The sequence below is a fragment of the Niveispirillum sp. genome, assembly GCF_017996735.1.
Taxonomy (GTDB): Bacteria; Pseudomonadota; Alphaproteobacteria; order Azospirillales; family Azospirillaceae; genus Niveispirillum.
In genome coordinates this window covers 34,360-52,693 of the sequence record NZ_JAGOGJ010000017.1, presented here as the reverse complement: position 1 = coordinate 52,693, position 18,334 = coordinate 34,360, and the positions used below count along the sequence as shown (strand labels likewise).

Here is an 18,334-nt window from a genome sequence, read left to right as displayed (position 1 = left end):
TTGCCGGGGGCCGACGCCGGGGTTGGATGGTGACAAGATGGTGGCTGGACTTTTCCTGATCGGCACCAGCGGAAACGACACCCTGGTGGGCGGAAATGATGACGACACGCTGGATGGCAGCGATGGTCAGGACAGCCTGGTGGGCGGCCAGGGCCATGATGACCTGTTCAGCGGCTTTGGCAGCGATACGCTTGTCGGCGGTCCGGGTGACGACACGCTGCGGGGCGCTTTTGGCAATGATCTGATGGATGGCGGCGAGGGCAACGACGTCCTGGGCGGCCCCGACTATTACGAGATCGGCGTCAACACCCTGCGCGGCGGGGCCGGCGACGACATTCTGATGGTGGCCGGCGATGGTTCCGAACTTTACGGCGATGGCGGAGATGACAGCCTGATCGCCACCGTCGGCGCGGTCATGTATGGCGGCGATGGCAATGACCGCCTTCAGGCCTATGCCGGCGACCAGACGGGCGGCGCCGGGGCGGACATATTTGCCTTGAACGGTGTCACGAAGTGGCTGAAAGGATACAATATCGGCCTCACCACCATCATGGATTTCAATCCGGCGGAAGGGGACGCCCTCGACCTTTCATTGACCCTGCGCAATCTGCGGGGCTTTGAAGGCGGCAATCCGCTGGGCCGTTATCTCTGGTTTGTCCAGGATGGCGGCGACACGCTGCTGATGGTCGACCCTGATCAATGGTCGGGCCCCTATGACACCGCGCCCACTGTGCTGGCCCGCCTGAAGGGCGTCAGTGCCTCCAGCCTCACGGCCAGTGCCTTCGTCCAAGGCTATGACGTGTCGGTCCTGTCGCAGTTTCAGCCGCAGACCGTGACGGGGGGCAGCGGCAATGACGATCTTTCCGGCGCGCGCGGGCATGACAGCCTGTCCGGGGGTGACGGATCGGATCTGCTGACCGGCGGCACAGGCAATGACCTGATCAATGGCGGCAACGGCATTGATGCCGCCCGCTTTGATGTCACGATAGGGGGCGGTTCCGGCGCCTACGTCGCGCCAATCATCGACACCAATGGCGATCCAGCCATCCTGGTCACCGATTATCGGATCGACGGCACAGGCAGCGACATGCTCTACGGCGTGGAGATCGGCATTTTCGACAACATTATCAGGCCGCTGACCGCCCCCGGCCAATGGTCACTCAATCAGCCTTACGACCCTGCACAGTTTGATGAAAGCGCCTATCTGTCTCTTTATCCCGATGTGGCAATGGCCGTTGCCGCCAACCATTTCACCAGTGGCGAGCAGCATTACCTGGCCTATGGCAGGGCCGAAGGGCGCCTGTCCCCGGCCAAACTGACCGGGGCGCTGGCATTATTCGACAGCAATTTTTACCTGCGCTCAAACCCGGACCTGTCCGCCGCCGTTGACCAAGGCGCGCTCAGCAATGCCTGGGCCCATTTCGTCCTTTATGGACAGCGGGAGGGACGCGACCCCAACGGCCTGTTCGATACGGACTGGTACCTCAACACCAACCCGGATGTGGCCGCCGCTGTTGCCACGGGCGGGATCGATGCCTTGACGCATTATGCCCTGTATGGGTGGAAAGAAGGGCGTGCCCCATCACGCTGGTTCGACACGGACCGCTACCTTGCTGAAAATCCAGATGTCACAGCAGCCGGTATCAACCCGCTGACCCATTACCTGCGTTACGGGTATCATGAGGGCCGGGCGCTGCATTACACGGAGGACCTGATCTGATCGGGCTCATCCTTTGGGGTAGGACCGCGTCACCAACTGCCCATCATATTTCATCACCTATGACTAATGGGCGTCTATTCACGCCATTCAATGGGTATTAGAGTTGCTTATGGTTTCCTAAAAATTGCCGAATGTAGGGTGGGAGTGAAAAATGGCGACGGGACAGAGCGTGGTGGGCACTGCCGGTAACGATACACTGACGGGGACAGCCAACGATGACACCATAACGGGTCTGGCCGGCGATGATAGCCTGATTGGCGCCGCGGGCAATGACAGTCTGGATGGCGGGGCCGGGAACGACGTCCTGACCATCAGCGGCGGCACTGTATCCGGCGGGTCGGGCCAGGATCGGTTCGTCATCATTCCCGCAACGGAATCGAACAGCAACCGGCTGTCCACGGTCACCATCACCGATTTCAGCAGCGGCCCCAACGGTGAGGTGCTTGACCTGACCAACATCCTGCCGCTTTTGACGGGCACGCGGGGTGCCAACCCATTTGGCACCCATCTGTGGATCGAGGCGCTGGCGGGCGGTACCACACTGGTCAGCATCGACCGCGACGCCGCCGGCAGCCAGTATGAACGCGAGACACTGGTGGTTCTGAACGGCGTCTTCGCCAATGATCTGGTGGCGGCCAATTTTGCCAGTGGATGGGTGCCGACGCGCGACCTGAACCGCGCCGACAGCACGCAGACCGGCACCTTGGCAGGGGAAACACTGGCCGGCGGATGGGGTAACGACACCATCGCGGGTGGGGCCGGTAACGATTCCATCTCCGATACCGCCGGCAATAATCGGCTTTCGGGCGATGATGGCAACGACACGCTGGCCGGCGGGAACGGCAATGACACGCTGTCCGGTGACGCCGGCGACGATCTGCTGATCAGCGGCATGGGCACCGATCAACTGAATGGCGGTGATGGCAATGACCGGCTGATCGCCAGCGGCGCCTCCAGCACGCTGGATGGCGGCCTGGGCAGTGACACGCTGGAAGCGGCGGGGTCCAACAGCCTGCTGATCGGCGGGGCCGGCGATGACACGCTGACCGCCACCGGTGCCCAATCCACCCTGCGCGGGGGTGACGGCAATGATGTCCTGTCCGCCGGGGCGGGAAGCCTGATCCTGGGCGAAGCGGGAAATGACACAATTACCGGCGGGGGCGCCACCGTCGATGGCGGGGCGGGCGATGATGTCCTGCAGGTGAGATCCGGCCAGATGACCGGCGGGGCCGGGGCCGACCGGTTCGTGCTGGACGGCGTGACCCGTCCCTATTCCGGTTCCTGGCAATATTACGGTGTCGAAAGCGCCACCATCACGGATTTCGACGTCAATGGCGGCGACGTCATCGACCTGTCGGTCATCCTGCGCACCGTGTACGGGTATGAGGGCGGGAACCCGTTCGGCGCCTATCTGCGCCTGCAACAGGACGGTGCAGATACGCTGATCACGCTGGACCCCGATGCCGGTGGCCTGTCCTGGAACAATGCCGACCGGGGCGTGCTGGCGCGTCTTCAGAACGTACAGATGAGCAGCCTGACCAGCAGCCATTTCTCCCCCGGCTTCGACCTGTCGGTCCTGGCCCAGTATAATCCGCAGACCATCAATGGCGGCGACGGCAACGACATCCTGCGCGGCGGGCTGGGCGATGACGTCCTGTCGGGTGGCAAGGGATCGGACCTGCTGATCGGTGGCGGGGGCAACGATACCTTGCACGGTGGTGATGGTATCGACGCCGCTTTCTTCACGGCACCGCCGGGCAATGCCGCCGTGGTCAGCGTGCGCCAGCAGACGGATACCGCCGGCAACACCTCCTTCGTGGTGACCGACCACCGCACGACCGGGGAAGGCCAGGACACGCTGTATGGGGTGGAAGTCGGCATCTTCAACAATACCGTCGTGCCGCTGATCGCGCCGCAGCGCTGGACCCTGAACCATCCCTACGAACATTCACAGTTCGACAATGCCTCCTATCTGGCGCTCTATCCGGATGTGGCCAATGCCGTCGCCCAGGGCTTTTACCAGAACGGGGAGCAGCATTATCTGGCCCATGGCCGCGCCGAGGGCCGTCTGTCGCCGGCGGTGGAGAATGGCACGCTGGTGCTGTTCGACAGCAATTTCTACCGGACGGCCAATCCGGATGTGGATCAGGCCATCCGCAACGGGGTGCTTCCGGACGCCTGGACCCATTACAAGCAATGGGGCGCCCGGGAAGGACGCGACCCCAACGTCCTGTTCGATACCGACTGGTACCTGGCCAGCAACCCGGATGTCGCGGCGGCCGTGGCGACCGGCGGCATCGATGCGCTGACCCATTTCTCGCTTTACGGCTGGAAGGAGGGGCGTGATCCCTCCCGCTGGTTCGATACCAGCGCCTATCTGGCCGCCAATCCCGATGTGGCGGCGGTGACGGGGCTGAATCCGCTGCTGCACTATCTGGCCATGGGCTTCCATGAGGGGCGGCCGCTGATCTATACCGAACTGGGTTAACTCCACCCCGCCCAGAGATGCGCCGTGGCCAGACTGCGCCACGGCGCAAACGGGCGCATCAAGGCTTCCTGCTCCGCGATGGTGGGCCGGTGGTCCAGCCCGTGGAATTTCTGCAGGGCCGCCGCCAGCCCCGCATCCCCGATGGGCGCCACATCGGGAAAGGCGCAGGCTCGCAGCAGCACATAGGCCCGTGTCCAGGGCCCGATCCCCTTCACCCCCGTCATCGCCGCTTCGGCCGTCGCGGCGTCACCGTTCGGCAGGCTCTCGAAATCAATGCCGCTGCGCGCGGCATTGATCAGATAGGCGGCCTTGGAGCGGGAGAATTTCAAGGTGCCCAGCAGGTCGGGGTCCAGGGCCGCGATGCCGGACGGCGTCGGGTGCGCCTTCATGCCCGACGGATGATCGATCCCCGCCAGTTCGATCAGGGTGCGGCGCAATTGCCCCGCGAACCGCAGATTGACCTGCTGCCCCACGATGGCCCAGCACATGGCCTCAAACACACCCGCCGTCTGGGCCAGGCGCAGACCGGGGCCGCAGCGCGACAATAGACGCGCCACCTGCACATCCTCCGCCACCAGCGCCTCCAGCCCCGTGACATCGCCCGACACGCCGAGCATGCGGGATGCGGCGGCGGCAATGCTGGCCGCTTCCCCCGCCGTCAGGTCACCGGGATCAGTGGCCAGGGTGGCATGGGTAGGGTGGATCGTGATCGCCACCCGGATGGCACGGCCCGCCGGGGCCAGGACCTTGGTGATAGTGTTTCCCGCCACCCGTTCCGACAAGCCGTCCGGATCACGCCCGTGATAGGCAAGGACCCAGTCGGCACGGTAGCCGGCGGGCAAGGGGATGTCGGGCAGGCTTGCCATGATCAGCCGGCCACCAGCACGCCGTCGCGCATCTCCACCACCCGGTCCATGCGCCGCGCCAGATCCAGGTTGTGGGTGGCCACCAGGGCGCCCAGCTTTGCGCCCCCGTGGCCCTGCCCGCGCACCAGATCGGCGAACAGGGCGAAGACCTTTTCCGACGTATGCATGTCGAGATTGCCCGTCGGCTCATCCGCGATCAGCAGGCGCGGGCGGTTGGCCAGCGCGCGGGCGATGGCCACACGCTGCTGCTCCCCGCCCGACAGCATGGCCGGGCGGTGGCCGGCGCGCGCGGACAGGCCGACCAGACCCAGCAGCTCGCGCGCCCGCTCCCGCGCCTTAGTCCGCGCCACGCCGGCCAGCATCTGCGGGATGATGATATTTTCCTCCGCCGTGAATTCCGGCAGCAGGTGGTGGAACTGATAGACGAAGCCGATCTTGTCGCGACGGATGGCGGTGCGCTCGGAATCCGATAAGCCGTCGGCCTTCTGCCCTGCGATCTCGATCGTGCCCTTGTCGGCGGGTTCCAGCAGGCCGGCGATATGCAACAGGGTGGATTTGCCCGCCCCGCTGGGCCCCACCAGGGCCACCATCTCCCCCGCCTGAATGGCGGCGTCCACACCGCGCAGTACATGCAGGGGGGTTTCAACCTGCGTAAAGGAGCGGTGGATGTTAGAGAGGCGCAGCACAATCTCAGGCATGTGTCACTCGTATCGAAGCGCTTCGACGGGGTCCAGCGTCGCCGCCCGCCAGGAAGGGTACAGCGTGGCCAGCAGCGACAGGGCCACCGACGCCAAAGCCACCTGTGCCACCTGCCACGGATCGGTGAAGGAGGGCAAGGAGGACAGGAAATAGATGTCCGAATTAAACGGATCGACGCCCGTCGCCGCCTTCACCACCTGCCGCAACTGTTCCATATGGCCCGACAAGGTGACACCCAGGACCAGTCCCGCCGCCGTGCCGGCAATGCCGATGGATGCACCCGACATCAGGAAGATGCGCAGGATGGTGCCGCGTCCGGCCCCCATGGTGCGCAGGATCGCGATCTCCCGCCCCTTGTCCTGCACCATCATGATCATGCCGGAAATGATGTTGAAGGCGGCGACTACCACGATCATGCCCAGGATCAGGGACACGACATTGCGCTGCGTCTCGATAAAGCCGAAAAAGGCGCCGTTCACCTGCTGCCAGTCGCGCACATACAGGCTGCCGGGCAGGCGCTTGCCCACTTCCACCGCCCCGGCCGGGGCCAGCGAGGGATCGGTGAAATCCACCTCCACCGCCGTGACGTTGTCGTCAAGCTGGAAGAATTCCTGCGCCGTGGTCAGGTCCATCAGCACCAGTGTGTTGTCGAATTCCGACACGCCCAGCGCCACGATGCCCGTCACGGTAAAGGCCCGTGACCGGGGCGGACCACCCTGTGCATCCACCTGTGGCGACAGGATGGTGACGCGGTCACCGACCTTGATGCGGCCATTCTCGGCCATGCGTTTGCCGATGGCGATGCCATCGCCCTCCGCCAGCGTGCCCTGCACCAGCGCCCCCGCAAAGGCAGGGCGTGCCGCCATGTCGGCGGGACGCAGCGCCTTGACCAAAACGCCGCCGGCAAAGTCGCGATAGGACAGCAGCCCCTGCGCATCCAGGCTGGGCATCACCGACACCACACCGGGCACGGTGCGCACCCCTTCCAGCAGCGCGTCGGGCGCCTGGAACGGGCCATAGCTGCCCATGGCCACCACATGGCCCTGGAACCCCAGCACGCGGGACAGCAGGTCACGCTGAAACCCGTTGAAGACCGACAGCGAGATGATCAGCGTTGCCACACCCAGGGCGATGCCCAGGAAGGAAAAGCCGGCAATGACGGAGATGAACCCCTCCTGCCGGCGGGCGCCCAGATAACGCAAGGCGATCCAGCGTTCCAGGACGCCGAACATGCGGGAACGGTCAGCCATGGCGCAACGCCTCCACCGGGTCCATCGATGCCGCCCGGCGGGCGGGATACAGGGTGGCACCCACCGACAGGAACAGGCCCAAAGCCACCACCAGCGCCACCTCCGCCCAGTCGATGATGGCCGGCAGGGTGGTCAGGAACAGCAGCATCTGCGATCCCGCGATACCCGGCACCTGACCCAGCGCGTAACCGATGGCCTGCACATTCAGGGTCAGCACCACCCCGAGCGCAAAGCCCACCAGCGTGCCCACCGCCCCGATGGAGGCGCCGGCCAGCAGAAAGATGCGCGACACCGACCCGCGCTGCGCCCCCATGGTGCGCAGGATGGCGATGCTGGCCGCCTTGCCGCGCACCAGCATGACCATGGAGGAGACGATGTTAAAACTGGCCACCAGGATGATCAGGGTCAGCACCACAAACATGGCCACCCGCTCCACCCCCAGCGCCGTCACCAGCCCCTTGTTGGCCTGACGCCAGTCGGTGACGGTAAAGCCCGGTCCCGCCGCCTTTGCCAGGGTCGCGCGCAGCGTGTCGACGTCGCGCGGGTCGCGGACAAACACGTCGATGGCGCTGACCCCCTGGCCCATGCGGAAAAACGCCTGGGCGGCCGCCATCGGCATATAGATCAGATTGCCGTCCTGTTCGGGCATGCGCAGATCAACAACGGCATAGACCGGAAATTCCTTGCGCCGCAGCATGGTGCCGAACGCGGTCACAGTACCCTTGGGGCTGATTAACGTGACATTGCCACCGGCAGAGATGCCCAGCGAACGGGACAGATTGAAGCCTAACGCCACCCCATCCTCGCCCAGGTCGGACAGGCCACGGATCACGCTGCGCCCCACGATGGGGCGCGCCTGGAAATCAGGGACTTCCAGCCCGCGCACCTTCACCCCCACGGCCCGCCCATTGACGGTGGCCAGCGCCTGACCCTCCACCACCGGCATCACCTGTGTCACGCCGGGGGCGGCCCGCAGCCTGTCGATCAGGCCGGCATCGTCGGTCAGCGGCCCGCCGCCCGTGACCGTCACGGCAGCATGGGCGGAGACACCCTGGATACGGCTGACCAGTTCGGCCCGAAAGCCGTTCATCACCGACATGACGATGATCAGGGTGGCAACACCCAGTGCCACCCCGACGAAGGAGAAGCCGGCGATCACCGACACCGTCCCCTCCTGCCGCCGCGCCCGCAGGTAACGGAAGGCGACCAAACGCTCGAAGGGGCTGAAGATCATCGGGGCTCTTGATACGACTGGAAAAGGGAAGCCTGCTCCTGCTTATAGGCGGAAATGGGGTCGGGGCGAAACCCCCGCCAGACACAACCGGCGGCAACAGCATCGGCTGCCACGGACGCTTCCTATGCCGCGCGCGGCATCGCCGCCGGTTCCAGCATCATGGTCAGCGCGCTGCCCCCGCGATCCAGGGCCTCCATCGCCAGGGAGAAAGTGTCGGCCGCCGGCAAGTGGAAGTCACAATGCACTTCACCGCCATCAAAGGTGGTCAGGGCGGACAGGCGCCCGGCAATGCGCAGCATGCGGTGATTGTCACCCTGACAGTAGAGTTCCACTCGGCGGGCGCCACGGTTGCGGGCCATGGTAAAGGCGCGGCGGACCAGAACGCCCCCCAAACCCTGATTCTGCAAGGCACCCTCGATGGAAATGGCCAGTTCGGCGCTGCCGCCGGCCAGACGCAGTTCCACCGCCCCCCGAACCTCCCCCTCGCATAGGGCAGCCAGGACGATGGCCCGCGACCAGTCGATACGGTCCACATGCGCACGAACAGACGCATCACACAGCCCGCCCATGAATCGGGACCGGCGGTCGGCGGCGGAAAGGCGCAGCAGGTGCGCGGCATAACGGCCGGCTTCGGCGGGGAACAGGGCGCGGAATACGGTCATGGTGACAAACCTCGGCGAACCATCGGAAAGAAACGCCCCTTCGATGCCTCCGCCCCGTTCACGCCCCGCATTGCCATGTCGCAGGATCATTGTGCGGTGCAATATAGGCCCGTATACCGACAATGTGAAGATGGGGGCAGCCATGCCGAAAACGTCGTTTATCATGGTGCGGCACCAACGGCGTTGCATCGTCCCCGCCCGCCGCTATCCTGGCTGGGAACTGCAAGGACGGACACAATGAGCATCTGGGGCAAGGTCATCGGCGGCGCGGCGGGTTTTGCGATCGGCGGGCCGCTGGGCGCCCTGCTGGGTGCGCTGGCCGGACATGCCGTGGATGAATACCGGTCGGCCGAACAATCCCCGCGCGGTGCGGACGAACAGGATCGCCCCGACCAGACACAGACCATCGCCTTCACCGTCGGCGTGATCGTGCTGTCCGCCAAGATGGCCAAGGCGGACGGGGTGGTTCACCGGGTGGAGATCGACGCCTTCAAACGCATCTTCCATGTTCCCGACCACGAGATCCGCAATGTCGGCCGCCTGTTCGACGCCGCCAAGCGTGACAGCGCCGGATTCGAACCCTATGCGCGACAACTGGCGCAGATGTTCAAGGACCGCCCGGAGGTGCTGGAGGAATTGCTGGCCGGGCTGTTCCACATCGCCGTGGCGGACGACATCGTGCATCTGGCCGAACTGGGCTTCCTGCGCCGGGTAGCGGAAATCTTCGGCTTCCCCCCGGACGAATTCGAACAGGTCTGGCGCCAGCATGGGACCAGGATCGAAGGCGGCAGCGAACCGGAGGACGACCCCTATGCCATTCTGGCCGTGCCGCGTGATGCCGACATGCCCACGATCAAGGCCGCCTATCGCAAGCTGGTCCGGGAAAACCACCCCGACGCCCTGATTGCCAAGGGCCTGCCGCAGGAATTCATCGATCTGGCCCAGGAGAAGATGTCCGCCCTCAACACCGCCTATGAACGGATCGAAAAGGAACGCCGGGGCTGAAATAAAAAGGCCGCCATCCATCACGGGATGACGGCCCTGTACCAGTGGCTTGAAAGAGTGACCAATGGTCACCCTTTCAGCCCTTCAATCGCCAGCCTATCAGGCGTCGGCGGGGGTGTCGTTCTGCGGCGCACCGTCGGCCGGCACACTCCCGGCCTGACTGGCAATTTCTTCCAGGCGGGCGAACAATTGCGCCACGATGGGGCTGTCCGGGTGGGTCTGGCGATAGGTGTCGGCCAGACCCTGCGCCTTGGCCAGATCGCTGCCGGCGATCGTGACGATCAGACCGGCCAATTGGGCATGGCCCTGCGCCACCTGCGGTGCGATCCGCGTGGCAGCCAGGTAGGCCTCAGCAGCGGTGTCAAAGCTGCCCGCCTCCTCATGCACGCGGCCCAGGGCATAGACGGCTTCCGGCATGTTGGGCCGACGGGCCAGACAGCCCTGGAAGGCGGCAGCGGCTTCCTGCAGATGGCCCAGGCGGAACAGGCAGTTGCCGAAATTGAACAGCGGCTCCACCGCGTTCGGATCGGCCTGAACGGCGCGCTGCCAGGCTTCGGCCGCCAGCGGGATTTCACCCGTCTGTTCACGGACCAGGGCCAGGCCGGCCCAGGCATCGCGGAAATTGGGGTCCAGTTCCACGGCGCGCTGCAGGCTTTCGATGGCCTCGTCCAGCTTGCCCTGCTGCGCCAGTGCCATGCCCAGATTATGGTGCGGCGGCGGATGGTCCGGCTTCAGGGCGCGGGCCTTCTTCAACGCCGTCACGGCGGCATCCAGCTTGCCCAGCCCCTGCAGCGTGGCGCCCAGGTTGGACCAGGCCACGCGTACATCCGGGTGATCGGCATAGACCTTGGTGATCTTGCGCAGCGTGTCCGCCGCTTCCTTCATCCGGCCCTGGCGATGCAGTTCCGTCGCGGCCCGCATATCGGACGGGAAGCTGGAATACATCGCATCCGACTTGGCCAAATCGGAAAGCTGACGGCGGCGATCTTGGCGATTCATCAAAACGACCCGGATTTTTGGTGGAACTCTTATACAGCGCCTTGATAGCAAGCCCGCCGGCAAAACGGAACCAAGGAACAGGCCGGCGCAACCGGTTTTCCACATAAAACAGGGCCGGTCCCCCGGGGAACCGGCCCTGCCTTCCATGATGACGCATGGACGATCCGCTTTGGCGGTGGACCCCGCCTGCGGACGCTTTCCGATCAGCCGGAGATGCCCCGGATGCCGGAGAGATCCGCGCGGGTCCGCAAAGTGGAACGAGACATCGGATCACCTCCTTTCTGCAAGTTGACGCAACGAGGCAAAGATGGCGCCGCCAGACGGCGTCGTCAAGAGGAAAACATCCGACATCGGAAATGTTACGGTGATGCCAACGCCCGCCGCGCCGGACGGCACGGGCCTGCCGGTGCCGGAAATGAAAAGGGCGGGCATCGTCATGGAACGATGCCCGCCCTTTTTCAGCGACAGTGGCCGTCAGCCACGATCCCGCTCGCGGCGCGGCGGCTTGTTCGCACCCTCGGCCAGTTCGGCCTTCAGGGCGCGGATGCGCTCCGCCATGGTTTCCTTCAGGCCCGGCGTCGGCTTCGGACCCAGGGCGGCATAGGCCGCTTCCAGCTGCAACAGGGCACGGCGCTTTTCTTCATCACTGCGCTTCAGAGGCCGGTTGTCGCTGCGCTGTCCTTCCATCGAACGCATGATCAATCCCTTGTTGAGAATGCAAATGCAGGTTGGCAACGAAAAAGCCCCGGCCTTTCGGCGCGGGGCTTTTTCCGATTCCGCCAAATGATGCTCAAGTCATCCATCCGGCACCGCCACCGGAAACCAAGAATTCATTTCTTGGGAGGTGGCGTCCCCAACGGGATTCGAACCCGTGTTACCAACGTGAAAGGCTGGTGTCCTAGGCCTCTAGACGATGGGGACGTCGTCGGTGGGCGGTTAATTAGCCGGGTCGGCCGGGCTGTTCAAGCACTTTTTTTCAGTTTCGTGCATATCGCCCATGCCACGGTGAACTTCGATCAATTCTTATAACGGTCCAGGGTCCGTTCGACACGATATTCCAGGTCGCGGATAATGTTCAGCGACGGCAACCCCTTCAGTACCTTCTGCACACCGCGCAGTTGTTCCAGGGCGACCGAATGCCTTGGCCGGGCGCGCAGATACTCCACCCGGAAATTGATGCCGATTTCCAGGCGCTGTTCCAGGTCCGCCTCCTTGGACCGCATGAACCGCTCCTGGCCCTCCTGCTCCATCAGTTTCTTGACGGCCGTGAACAGCACGGTGGCGGCCTGGGCGATGCCCACCTCCTCCTCCGTCGGGACATGGGCCATATCGGGTTCAAGCCGGAGCTCCGACCGCTTCTGATCCTTCGACTGTTTGACGGGCAGGACGATGGCGCTGTCCTGCAATGCCGCCAGCAGGAACGTATCCACCGCCTGCATCACCCGCGTCCGGGCCTCGGACAGCAGCTTCTGCCATTCCGGATTCGGTTCGACCTGCACTTCCTCCGCCAGGCCCTTGATCATCATCTGCGCATCGGAAACAAGACGCGCACAGGTCAGCAGCCAGACGCGACGCGCCATCACCGGGCCGCCGGACGCACGCCCGATTTCCGACAGGGTGCGTGTCAGGTCGGAGAACAGGCGGGCCGGGATCAGCCGGGCGGGGTGATTGCCGGAAACATGGCTCATGTCCTGGGACAGCATGCGCACCAGACGCAGCGCCTGGAATGGCTGTGCCAGCAGGGTCATCAACCCGAAGAAGAAATATTCCACAAGATCGGCACCGCGATCATGGACATTCAGATAGGCCGTGCGGGCCGCCACAACGGCGGCGGGCGTGAAATCAAGGATGCGGCCACCCCCCTCCACACCGGCCATCCGCCGCACCCGTTCCAGGGCCGGCGTCAATTGCGGGTGCAGGCCCAGCAGCACGCCGATTTCGCGCATATCCTCCAGCGCACGGTCGCCCCCCATCATGGAGGACAGTTCACCGCGCCGGCCATAGGATTTCGCCGCCTCCGCCAACAGCGCCTCGGTCGCGTCGGCGGCGGCCATCACGCCCCGCTCGGCAATGCCAGGCAGGTCGGTCCAGCGCTGCTCCCGCACCGCCTTTCCATATTCGGCTTCCAGCCCGACTAGGGTGCCACGATAAGGCGACGCCAGCAGCACACGCCACCAGGGCATCAGCACCTGCCGGCCCAACGCCCCCTTGCGCTTTTCCTCATGCAACTCGCCGTCATAGAGATAAATCTCCACCGCCACGCAGACGGAGCGCTGGAAGGTGGGCACCCGGTGCGGACGCAGGGCGCGCAGACGCGGCCGCAGGGTTTCCAGAATCTGCTCATCCGTCGGGTCCCGGCGCTCGGCGGCCCTGGCCAGTTCCACGGCCCGCGCCACCCGCAGCAGCGACCCCTCGTCCAATTGTTCGAAATGGGCCTGGAGCTTGGCGACGGCGGAAGTCGGCTCAGTCGGCGTCGCCGCCGTTTCCTTCACCTTGCCTGCATCCGGCCTCTCAGCCGGCGCGCCCGCCGCACGCAAATTCATGACAACGATTACCCCGCCCAAATGACCCATAAACCGCCTTGCCCCGGCAGTGACCATGCAAGCGGTGAATGGGCGATGGTCGATTATAGGACATGCGGGGGTAGCTGTCTTTAACGATTTGGCAATAATTTATTAAAGACCGGCGTCAAATGAATGAATAGACACTCATGTTTCCTTATCCGGCGCCGCCGGAAACCGCCCCATCATCAATCAATAACTGTACACCGTCATTGCCGTTCCAGCGATCGGGCCGCAAAGTCCCCGCCAGATGCATGGGACGCCCGCCGCTTTGCAGCAGCGCCGGACCCAGGTCGCCATCCATGGCACGAAAGGCGATGGATTTCAGGCGGCTGCCATCGCTGCCGGTCAGGATGCAGCGCACATGCTTTCCCTCCGCCCCCACCACATCGGCCTTGACGATGCGGGCGTCGGTAACGGCGAAGCGGGGTTCGGAATTGCCGGTGCCATAGGGCGCCAGCTTTTCCAGGTGCCGCAACAGGTCGGGATTGGCCGCGCGCACGGACAAGGCGCCATCCAGGGACAGGGAGGGCACCAGCGGGCCGGCATCATCCAATTGTCGCGCGATGCGGTCGCGCAGGAAGGCGCGAAGGTCATCGATCTTTTCACGTTCCACCGTGAAGCCTGCCGCCATGGCATGGCCGCCGCCGGCCACCAGCAGCCCCGCCTGACGCGCCGCGATGATGGCGGAGCCCAGATCGACACCGCGCACCGACCGGCCCGAGGCCTTACCCACCATACCGTCCAGCGCCACGACGCAGGCCGGACGATTGTAGCGGTCCTTCAGGCGGGAAGCGACGATACCGATGACGCCGGGATGCCACCCCTCTCCCACCGCCAGCACCAGTTCGGGGCTTTCATCCACCACCGTTTCCGTGGCGGCGATCGCCTCCTCCAGCACCGCCGCCTCGATGGCGCGGCGTTCGGCGTTGAAGGCGTGCAGTTCCTTGGCAAGGTCCGCCGCTTCCGCCGCCGACTCCGTCGACAGAAGCCGCGTGCCCAGGTCCGCCCGACCGACCCGCCCGCCGGCATTCACGCGCGGACCGATGATGTAACCCGCATGGTAGGCGTCCATCGCCTCGTTCACGCCGGCAACATCGGCCAGGGCGGAAATACCGATATTGGCGCGCTTGCCCATGATGCGCAGCCCCTGCGCCACAAACGCCCGGTTCAGCCCGACCAGCGGCACCACATCACAGACGGTGCCCAACGCCACGATATCCAGCCAGGACATCAGGTCCGGTTCTGTCCGGCCATTGCTGTAGAAGCCGCCCTTGCGAAGGGCGCGATTGACGGCCACGATCAGCAGGAAGGTCACACCGACGGCAGCCAGCGTGGATAACGGCCCACCGGCGGGTTCATCCAGACGGTTGGGATTGACCACGGCGGTCACGGACGGCAGGCGCGGTTCGGCCTTGTGATGGTCCACCACCACCACCTCCAACCCCGCCGCCACGGCCCCATGCAACGGATCGAAGCTGGTGACGCCGCAATCGACCGTCACCACCAGGCCGATGCCTTCTTCCTTCAGTTTCAACAGGGCCGGCAGGTTGGGCCCGTACCCTTCCTCGATCCGGTCGGGGATATAGACACGCAATTGCCGGCCCACGGCGCGGAAAAACCGGTTCAGCAGAGCCGTGGAGGTGGCGCCATCCACATCATAGTCACCGAAGACGGCCACTTTCTCCCCATCGCGGATGGCGCGGGCCAGCCGGTCAGCCGCCACATCCATGTCCCGCAGGACCGACGGATCGGGCATGAAGGCGCGCAATGTGGGCGACAGGAAGCGCTCCACCTCCTCCACCCCCACACCCCGCCCGGCCAGCAGGCGGCCCACCAGTTCCGGCAAAGCGTGCGCCTGGGCCAGGGCCAGCGCCAGCCGGTCATCGCTGTTGCGGGCCTTCCAGCGGCGGCCGGTGAGGGAGCTTTCAACGCCGAGGAAGGCGGGGATGGTCATGGGTTAACCGAATTCTCAGGGCTGAGCGAAAATGTCACCGATATCGGGCGGTTCCTGGCAGCGCGTCAGTGCGCGCCGCGCGCCAGTTCAGGCCGATGGCGGTAATCGGCGAAACCCAGGACATTCCCGTCCGGGTCGGTCACTTCGCAGGTCAGGCCCGTAGCCGTGTCGAACAGGCGCACGGCCACATCGGACAAGGACAGCCCGTCCGCCACCGCCTTGGCGTCGGCCACCTCCACCCAGAGGCGGCCGCCCTGCGGTCCCTGATCACAGCTCAACACCAGTCCCGGCGCCTCGTCCCCTATGCTGAACAAGGCCATGTTCTTGGCGTCGACGCGGAATTTCAGCCGCAGGCCGCAGCCTTCATAGAAGGCGACGGCAAGGTCCAGATCAGCGACGCGGAAGAAGACATTGTCGATGCCCAGCGGTGCAATGCGCGGTGCCATGCCGTCTCCCTCCTGCGAAGCTTGCCGGAGGTGCCCCGGTCCCGGGGCACCTCTGTCACCATCAGCGCTTGGCTTCCGGAATGATGCTCGGCTTGGTGCGGAAATTGTGATGCGCCTCGACATAACGCACCGTGCCCGACTTGGACCGCATCACCACGGAATGGGTGATGGCGCCGCCCGCAAAGCGGCGCACACCGTCCAGCATGGGGCCGGTGGTCACGCCGGTGGCGCAGAACATGACGTCGCCCTTGGCCAGGTCATGCAGGCCGTACTTCTTGTCCAGGTCGGTGACGCCCCAGCGCTTGGCCCGCTCGCGCTCCGCATCGTTGCGGAACAGCAGACGGCCCTGGAACTGCCCGCCGATGCAGCGCAGGGCGGCCGCGGCCAGCACGCCTTCCGGCGCACCACCGGAACCCATATACAGGTCGATGCCGGCATTGGGCTGAGCCGTCGCGATCACGCCCGACACGTCACCGTCGCCGATCAGCATGATGCGGGCACCAGCCTCACGCACGCGGGCGATCAGTTCGGAATGGCGCGGGCGGTCCAGGATGCAGACCACCAGTTCGGCCACGTCCGCACCCTTGGCCTTGGCCAGATTCCTCAGGTTGGTCTCGACCTTCTCGTCCAGGTCAACCACGCCATCGGGCAGGCCACCGCCAACGGCGATCTTGTCCATATAGACGTCGGGGGCGTTCAGGAAGCCGCCGGCCTCCGCCATGGCAATGACGGCCAGCGCGTTGGGGCCGCCCTTGGCGCAGATGGTCGTGCCTTCCAGCGGGTCCAGCGCGATGTCGATCTTGGGACCGTTACCGGTGCCGACCTTTTCCCCGATATAGAGCATCGGGGCTTCGTCGCGCTCACCCTCGCCGATGACCACGGTGCCCTCGATGGACAGCGCGTTCAGCGCCTTGCGCATGGCGTCCACGGCGGCCTGGTCGGCGGCCTTCTCGTCGCCACGGCCCATCAGCAGAGAGGCGGACAGGGCGGCCGCTTCCGTGACGCGGACGACTTCCAGCGCCAGATTGCGATCCATGACCAGGGAGAAATCGCCCTTCGGATTGCTTTGCTCACTCATGTCTTGTTCCCCTTTTGCTGAGATCGGCGTCTTGTGGCCTGCGCCGTTCCTGGGTTGAGTGTGTATCAGAAATCCTCGATACGGATCATGCGCGGTGGTTCCAGAACGCTGTCCAACGACGCGATGGTGGCGAGCGCCTGCTGCATGGCGGCTTCATCCGTGTCATGGGTGGTCCAGACAACCGGCACAGCCTCACCGGGTGCCCGGCCGCGCTGCAGGAACGCCTCCATCGAGACATTCTGGTCGCGCAGCGTGGCCGCGATCTCCGCGATCACGCCGGGACGGTCCACCACCATCAGACGGACATAGTAGCGGCCACGACGGCGGCTGAGCGGGGCGGCGTTGGCCGGTTCCAGTTCCGCTGCCGGCACGCCGAAGGTCGGCGTGGAACGGCCACGGGCAATATCCACCAGATCGGCGACAACGGCCGACGCGGTGGGGCCGGCGCCGGCACCCCGGCCCACCAGCACCACCTTGTCCACAAAATCGCCATCGGCGACGACGGCATTGAACACGCCGTCGGTGGCGCCGCAGGGGCTGGTGATCGGCACCATGCAGGGATGCACCCGCTGTTCGATCCCATCCTCCGTCCGGCGCGCGATGCCCAGCAGACGGATGCGGTAGCCCAGTTCCTGGGCATAGTTGATGTCCAGCGCCGAGACGTGGCGGATGCCTTCGATATGCACCGACTTGAAATCGACATGCGCGCCGAAGGCAACGGCGGTCAGCACCGCCAGCTTGTGCGCGGCATCCACGCCATCCACGTCGAAGGACGGGTCGGCCTCGGCATAGCCCAGGCTCTGCGCATCGGCCAGCACATCGGCGAAATCGCGGCCCGTGGTCCGCATTTCGGTCAGGATGTAATTGCAGGTGCCATTCAGGATGCCGTGGACTTCACGGATATTGTTGGCGGCCAGCCCTTCGCGCAGGCCCTTGATGGCCGGAATGCCGCCGGCCACCGCCGCCTCGAACGCCAGGGTCAGGCCGGCCGCTTCTGCGGTCTTGGCCAGGGCGGCGCCGTGATGGGCCAGCAGCGCCTTGTTGGCGGTGACCACATGCTTGCCGGCGGCCAGGGCCGCCTCCACCGCCTGACGTGCGATGCCGTCGGAGCCGCCGATCAGTTCGACGAACACGTCCACATCGGGATCGACAGCCAGATCGGCCGCATTTTCGTACCAGCGGACAGCGGACAGATCGACGCCACGGTCGCGGCTGCGGTCACGGGCGGACACGGCCACCACCTGAATGGGGCGGCCGGACCGTTTGGACAGCAAGGCGGCATTCGCCGATACCAGCTTCAGAACCCCACCGCCGACCGTGCCCAAGCCGGCGACACCGATGCGCAAAGGTTTGCCATCAACCATAAGAT

At 65.1% G+C, this 18,334-nt stretch carries 16 protein-coding genes and 1 tRNA gene; 3 read left to right on the top strand and 14 right to left on the bottom strand.

Features of this window, described 5'->3' with window-relative positions; translation table 11 throughout:
- Positions 1-37 precede the first annotated feature (37 nt).
- Positions 38-1,720 carry a calcium-binding protein gene (locus tag KBA48_RS08395; RefSeq protein ID WP_292905147.1) on the top strand — a complete coding sequence of 561 codons (1,683 nt, stop codon included), beginning with the start codon at positions 38-40 and terminating at the stop codon, positions 1,718-1,720.
- Between the two features lie 151 nt (positions 1,721-1,871).
- Complete coding sequence (locus tag KBA48_RS08390) at positions 1,872-4,208, top strand: calcium-binding protein (RefSeq protein ID WP_292905145.1); 2,337 nt, start codon at positions 1,872-1,874, stop codon at positions 4,206-4,208.
- Here the strand turns inward: KBA48_RS08390 and KBA48_RS08385 are convergent.
- From KBA48_RS08385 to KBA48_RS08365, 5 genes are all read right to left on the bottom strand, one after another.
- Positions 4,205-5,074, bottom strand: coding sequence for a hypothetical protein (locus tag KBA48_RS08385; RefSeq protein ID WP_292905143.1), 870 nt, complete (start codon positions 5,072-5,074; stop codon positions 4,205-4,207). The two genes, KBA48_RS08390 and KBA48_RS08385, sit on opposite strands and share 4 nt — an antisense overlap.
- A gap of 2 nt (positions 5,075-5,076) precedes the next feature.
- Positions 5,077-5,772 (bottom strand): ABC transporter ATP-binding protein, encoded by a 696-nt coding sequence (locus KBA48_RS08380; protein ID WP_292905141.1) that lies wholly within the window; start codon positions 5,770-5,772, stop codon positions 5,077-5,079.
- 3 nt (positions 5,773-5,775) lie between these two features.
- The gene (locus KBA48_RS08375; protein ID WP_292905139.1) at positions 5,776-7,023 is read right to left on the bottom strand and encodes a lipoprotein-releasing ABC transporter permease subunit; all 1,248 of its coding nucleotides are present in this window, start codon (positions 7,021-7,023) and stop codon (positions 5,776-5,778) included.
- Positions 7,016-8,257 carry a lipoprotein-releasing ABC transporter permease subunit gene (locus tag KBA48_RS08370; RefSeq protein ID WP_292905137.1) on the bottom strand — a complete coding sequence of 414 codons (1,242 nt, stop codon included), beginning with the start codon at positions 8,255-8,257 and terminating at the stop codon, positions 7,016-7,018. Before KBA48_RS08370 ends, KBA48_RS08375 begins: the two co-directional genes overlap by 8 nt.
- Positions 8,258-8,379: 122 nt before the next feature.
- Entirely contained in the window at positions 8,380-8,919 is a 540-nt protein-coding gene (locus KBA48_RS08365) for a GNAT family N-acetyltransferase (protein WP_292905135.1), read from the bottom strand.
- A gap of 237 nt (positions 8,920-9,156) precedes the next feature.
- Between KBA48_RS08365 and KBA48_RS08360 the strand changes: the two genes are divergently transcribed.
- A complete protein-coding gene (locus tag KBA48_RS08360; RefSeq protein WP_292905133.1) occupies positions 9,157-9,924 on the top strand; it encodes a TerB family tellurite resistance protein in 768 nt (255 codons plus the stop codon).
- Positions 9,925-10,023: 99 nt separating this feature from the next.
- Here KBA48_RS08360 and KBA48_RS08355 read toward each other — a convergent pair whose 3' ends face one another.
- From KBA48_RS08355 to KBA48_RS08315, 9 genes are all read right to left on the bottom strand, one after another.
- Positions 10,024-10,923 carry a tetratricopeptide repeat protein gene (locus KBA48_RS08355; RefSeq protein WP_292905131.1) on the bottom strand — a complete coding sequence of 300 codons (900 nt, stop codon included), beginning with the start codon at positions 10,921-10,923 and terminating at the stop codon, positions 10,024-10,026.
- 270 nt (positions 10,924-11,193) lie between these two features.
- Positions 11,194-11,361, bottom strand: coding sequence for a hypothetical protein (locus KBA48_RS08350; protein WP_292905129.1), 168 nt, complete (start codon positions 11,359-11,361; stop codon positions 11,194-11,196).
- A 36-nt stretch (positions 11,362-11,397) separates the two neighbouring features.
- Positions 11,398-11,619, bottom strand: coding sequence for a hypothetical protein (locus KBA48_RS08345; RefSeq protein ID WP_292905127.1), 222 nt, complete (start codon positions 11,617-11,619; stop codon positions 11,398-11,400).
- 149 nt (positions 11,620-11,768) lie between these two features.
- Positions 11,769-11,844, bottom strand: a tRNA-Glu gene (locus KBA48_RS08340).
- A 95-nt stretch (positions 11,845-11,939) separates the two neighbouring features.
- On the bottom strand, positions 11,940-13,466 hold the full coding sequence (locus tag KBA48_RS08335; RefSeq protein ID WP_292905125.1) for a hypothetical protein: 1,527 nt from the start codon (positions 13,464-13,466) through the stop codon (positions 11,940-11,942).
- 175 nt (positions 13,467-13,641) lie between these two features.
- Positions 13,642-15,441: a single-stranded-DNA-specific exonuclease RecJ gene (gene recJ, locus KBA48_RS08330; RefSeq protein WP_292905123.1), complete on the bottom strand. Its 1,800-nt coding sequence runs from the start codon at positions 15,439-15,441 to the stop codon at positions 13,642-13,644.
- Positions 15,442-15,506: 65 nt separating this feature from the next.
- Positions 15,507-15,887, bottom strand: coding sequence for a hypothetical protein (locus KBA48_RS08325; RefSeq protein ID WP_292905121.1), 381 nt, complete (start codon positions 15,885-15,887; stop codon positions 15,507-15,509).
- A gap of 61 nt (positions 15,888-15,948) precedes the next feature.
- The gene (glpX, locus tag KBA48_RS08320) at positions 15,949-16,923 is read right to left on the bottom strand and encodes a class II fructose-bisphosphatase (RefSeq protein ID WP_292905194.1); all 975 of its coding nucleotides are present in this window, start codon (positions 16,921-16,923) and stop codon (positions 15,949-15,951) included.
- A 107-nt stretch (positions 16,924-17,030) separates the two neighbouring features.
- Positions 17,031-18,329, bottom strand: coding sequence for a homoserine dehydrogenase (locus tag KBA48_RS08315; RefSeq protein WP_292905119.1), 1,299 nt, complete (start codon positions 18,327-18,329; stop codon positions 17,031-17,033).
- Positions 18,330-18,334 lie beyond the last annotated feature (5 nt).

Bases quoted from the DNA above. Each gene is read 5' to 3' on its own strand.
- KBA48_RS08360 (WP_292905133.1), top strand. From the start codon at position 9,157: ATGAGCATCTGGGGCAAGGTCATCGGCGGCGCGGCGGGTTTTGCGATC.
- KBA48_RS08385 (WP_292905143.1), bottom strand. From the start codon at position 5,074: ATGGCAAGCCTGCCCGACATCCCCTTGCCCGCCGGCTACCGTGCCGAC.
- KBA48_RS08380 (WP_292905141.1), bottom strand. From the start codon at position 5,772: ATGCCTGAGATTGTGCTGCGCCTCTCTAACATCCACCGCTCCTTTACG.
- recJ (WP_292905123.1), bottom strand. From the start codon at position 15,441: ATGACCATCCCCGCCTTCCTCGGCGTTGAAAGCTCCCTCACCGGCCGC.
- KBA48_RS08355 (WP_292905131.1), bottom strand. From the start codon at position 10,923: ATGAATCGCCAAGATCGCCGCCGTCAGCTTTCCGATTTGGCCAAGTCG.
- KBA48_RS08395 (WP_292905147.1), top strand. From the start codon at position 38: ATGGTGGCTGGACTTTTCCTGATCGGCACCAGCGGAAACGACACCCTG.
- glpX (WP_292905194.1), bottom strand. From the start codon at position 16,923: ATGGATCGCAATCTGGCGCTGGAAGTCGTCCGCGTCACGGAAGCGGCC.
- KBA48_RS08370 (WP_292905137.1), bottom strand. From the start codon at position 8,257: ATGATCTTCAGCCCCTTCGAGCGTTTGGTCGCCTTCCGTTACCTGCGG.
- KBA48_RS08365 (WP_292905135.1), bottom strand. From the start codon at position 8,919: ATGACCGTATTCCGCGCCCTGTTCCCCGCCGAAGCCGGCCGTTATGCC.
- KBA48_RS08325 (WP_292905121.1), bottom strand. From the start codon at position 15,887: ATGGCACCGCGCATTGCACCGCTGGGCATCGACAATGTCTTCTTCCGC.
- KBA48_RS08335 (WP_292905125.1), bottom strand. From the start codon at position 13,466: ATGAATTTGCGTGCGGCGGGCGCGCCGGCTGAGAGGCCGGATGCAGGC.
- KBA48_RS08350 (WP_292905129.1), bottom strand. From the start codon at position 11,361: ATGACGATGCCCGCCCTTTTCATTTCCGGCACCGGCAGGCCCGTGCCG.
- KBA48_RS08345 (WP_292905127.1), bottom strand. From the start codon at position 11,619: ATGCGTTCGATGGAAGGACAGCGCAGCGACAACCGGCCTCTGAAGCGC.
- KBA48_RS08390 (WP_292905145.1), top strand. From the start codon at position 1,872: ATGGCGACGGGACAGAGCGTGGTGGGCACTGCCGGTAACGATACACTG.
- KBA48_RS08315 (WP_292905119.1), bottom strand. From the start codon at position 18,329: ATGGTTGATGGCAAACCTTTGCGCATCGGTGTCGCCGGCTTGGGCACG.
- KBA48_RS08375 (WP_292905139.1), bottom strand. From the start codon at position 7,023: ATGGCTGACCGTTCCCGCATGTTCGGCGTCCTGGAACGCTGGATCGCC.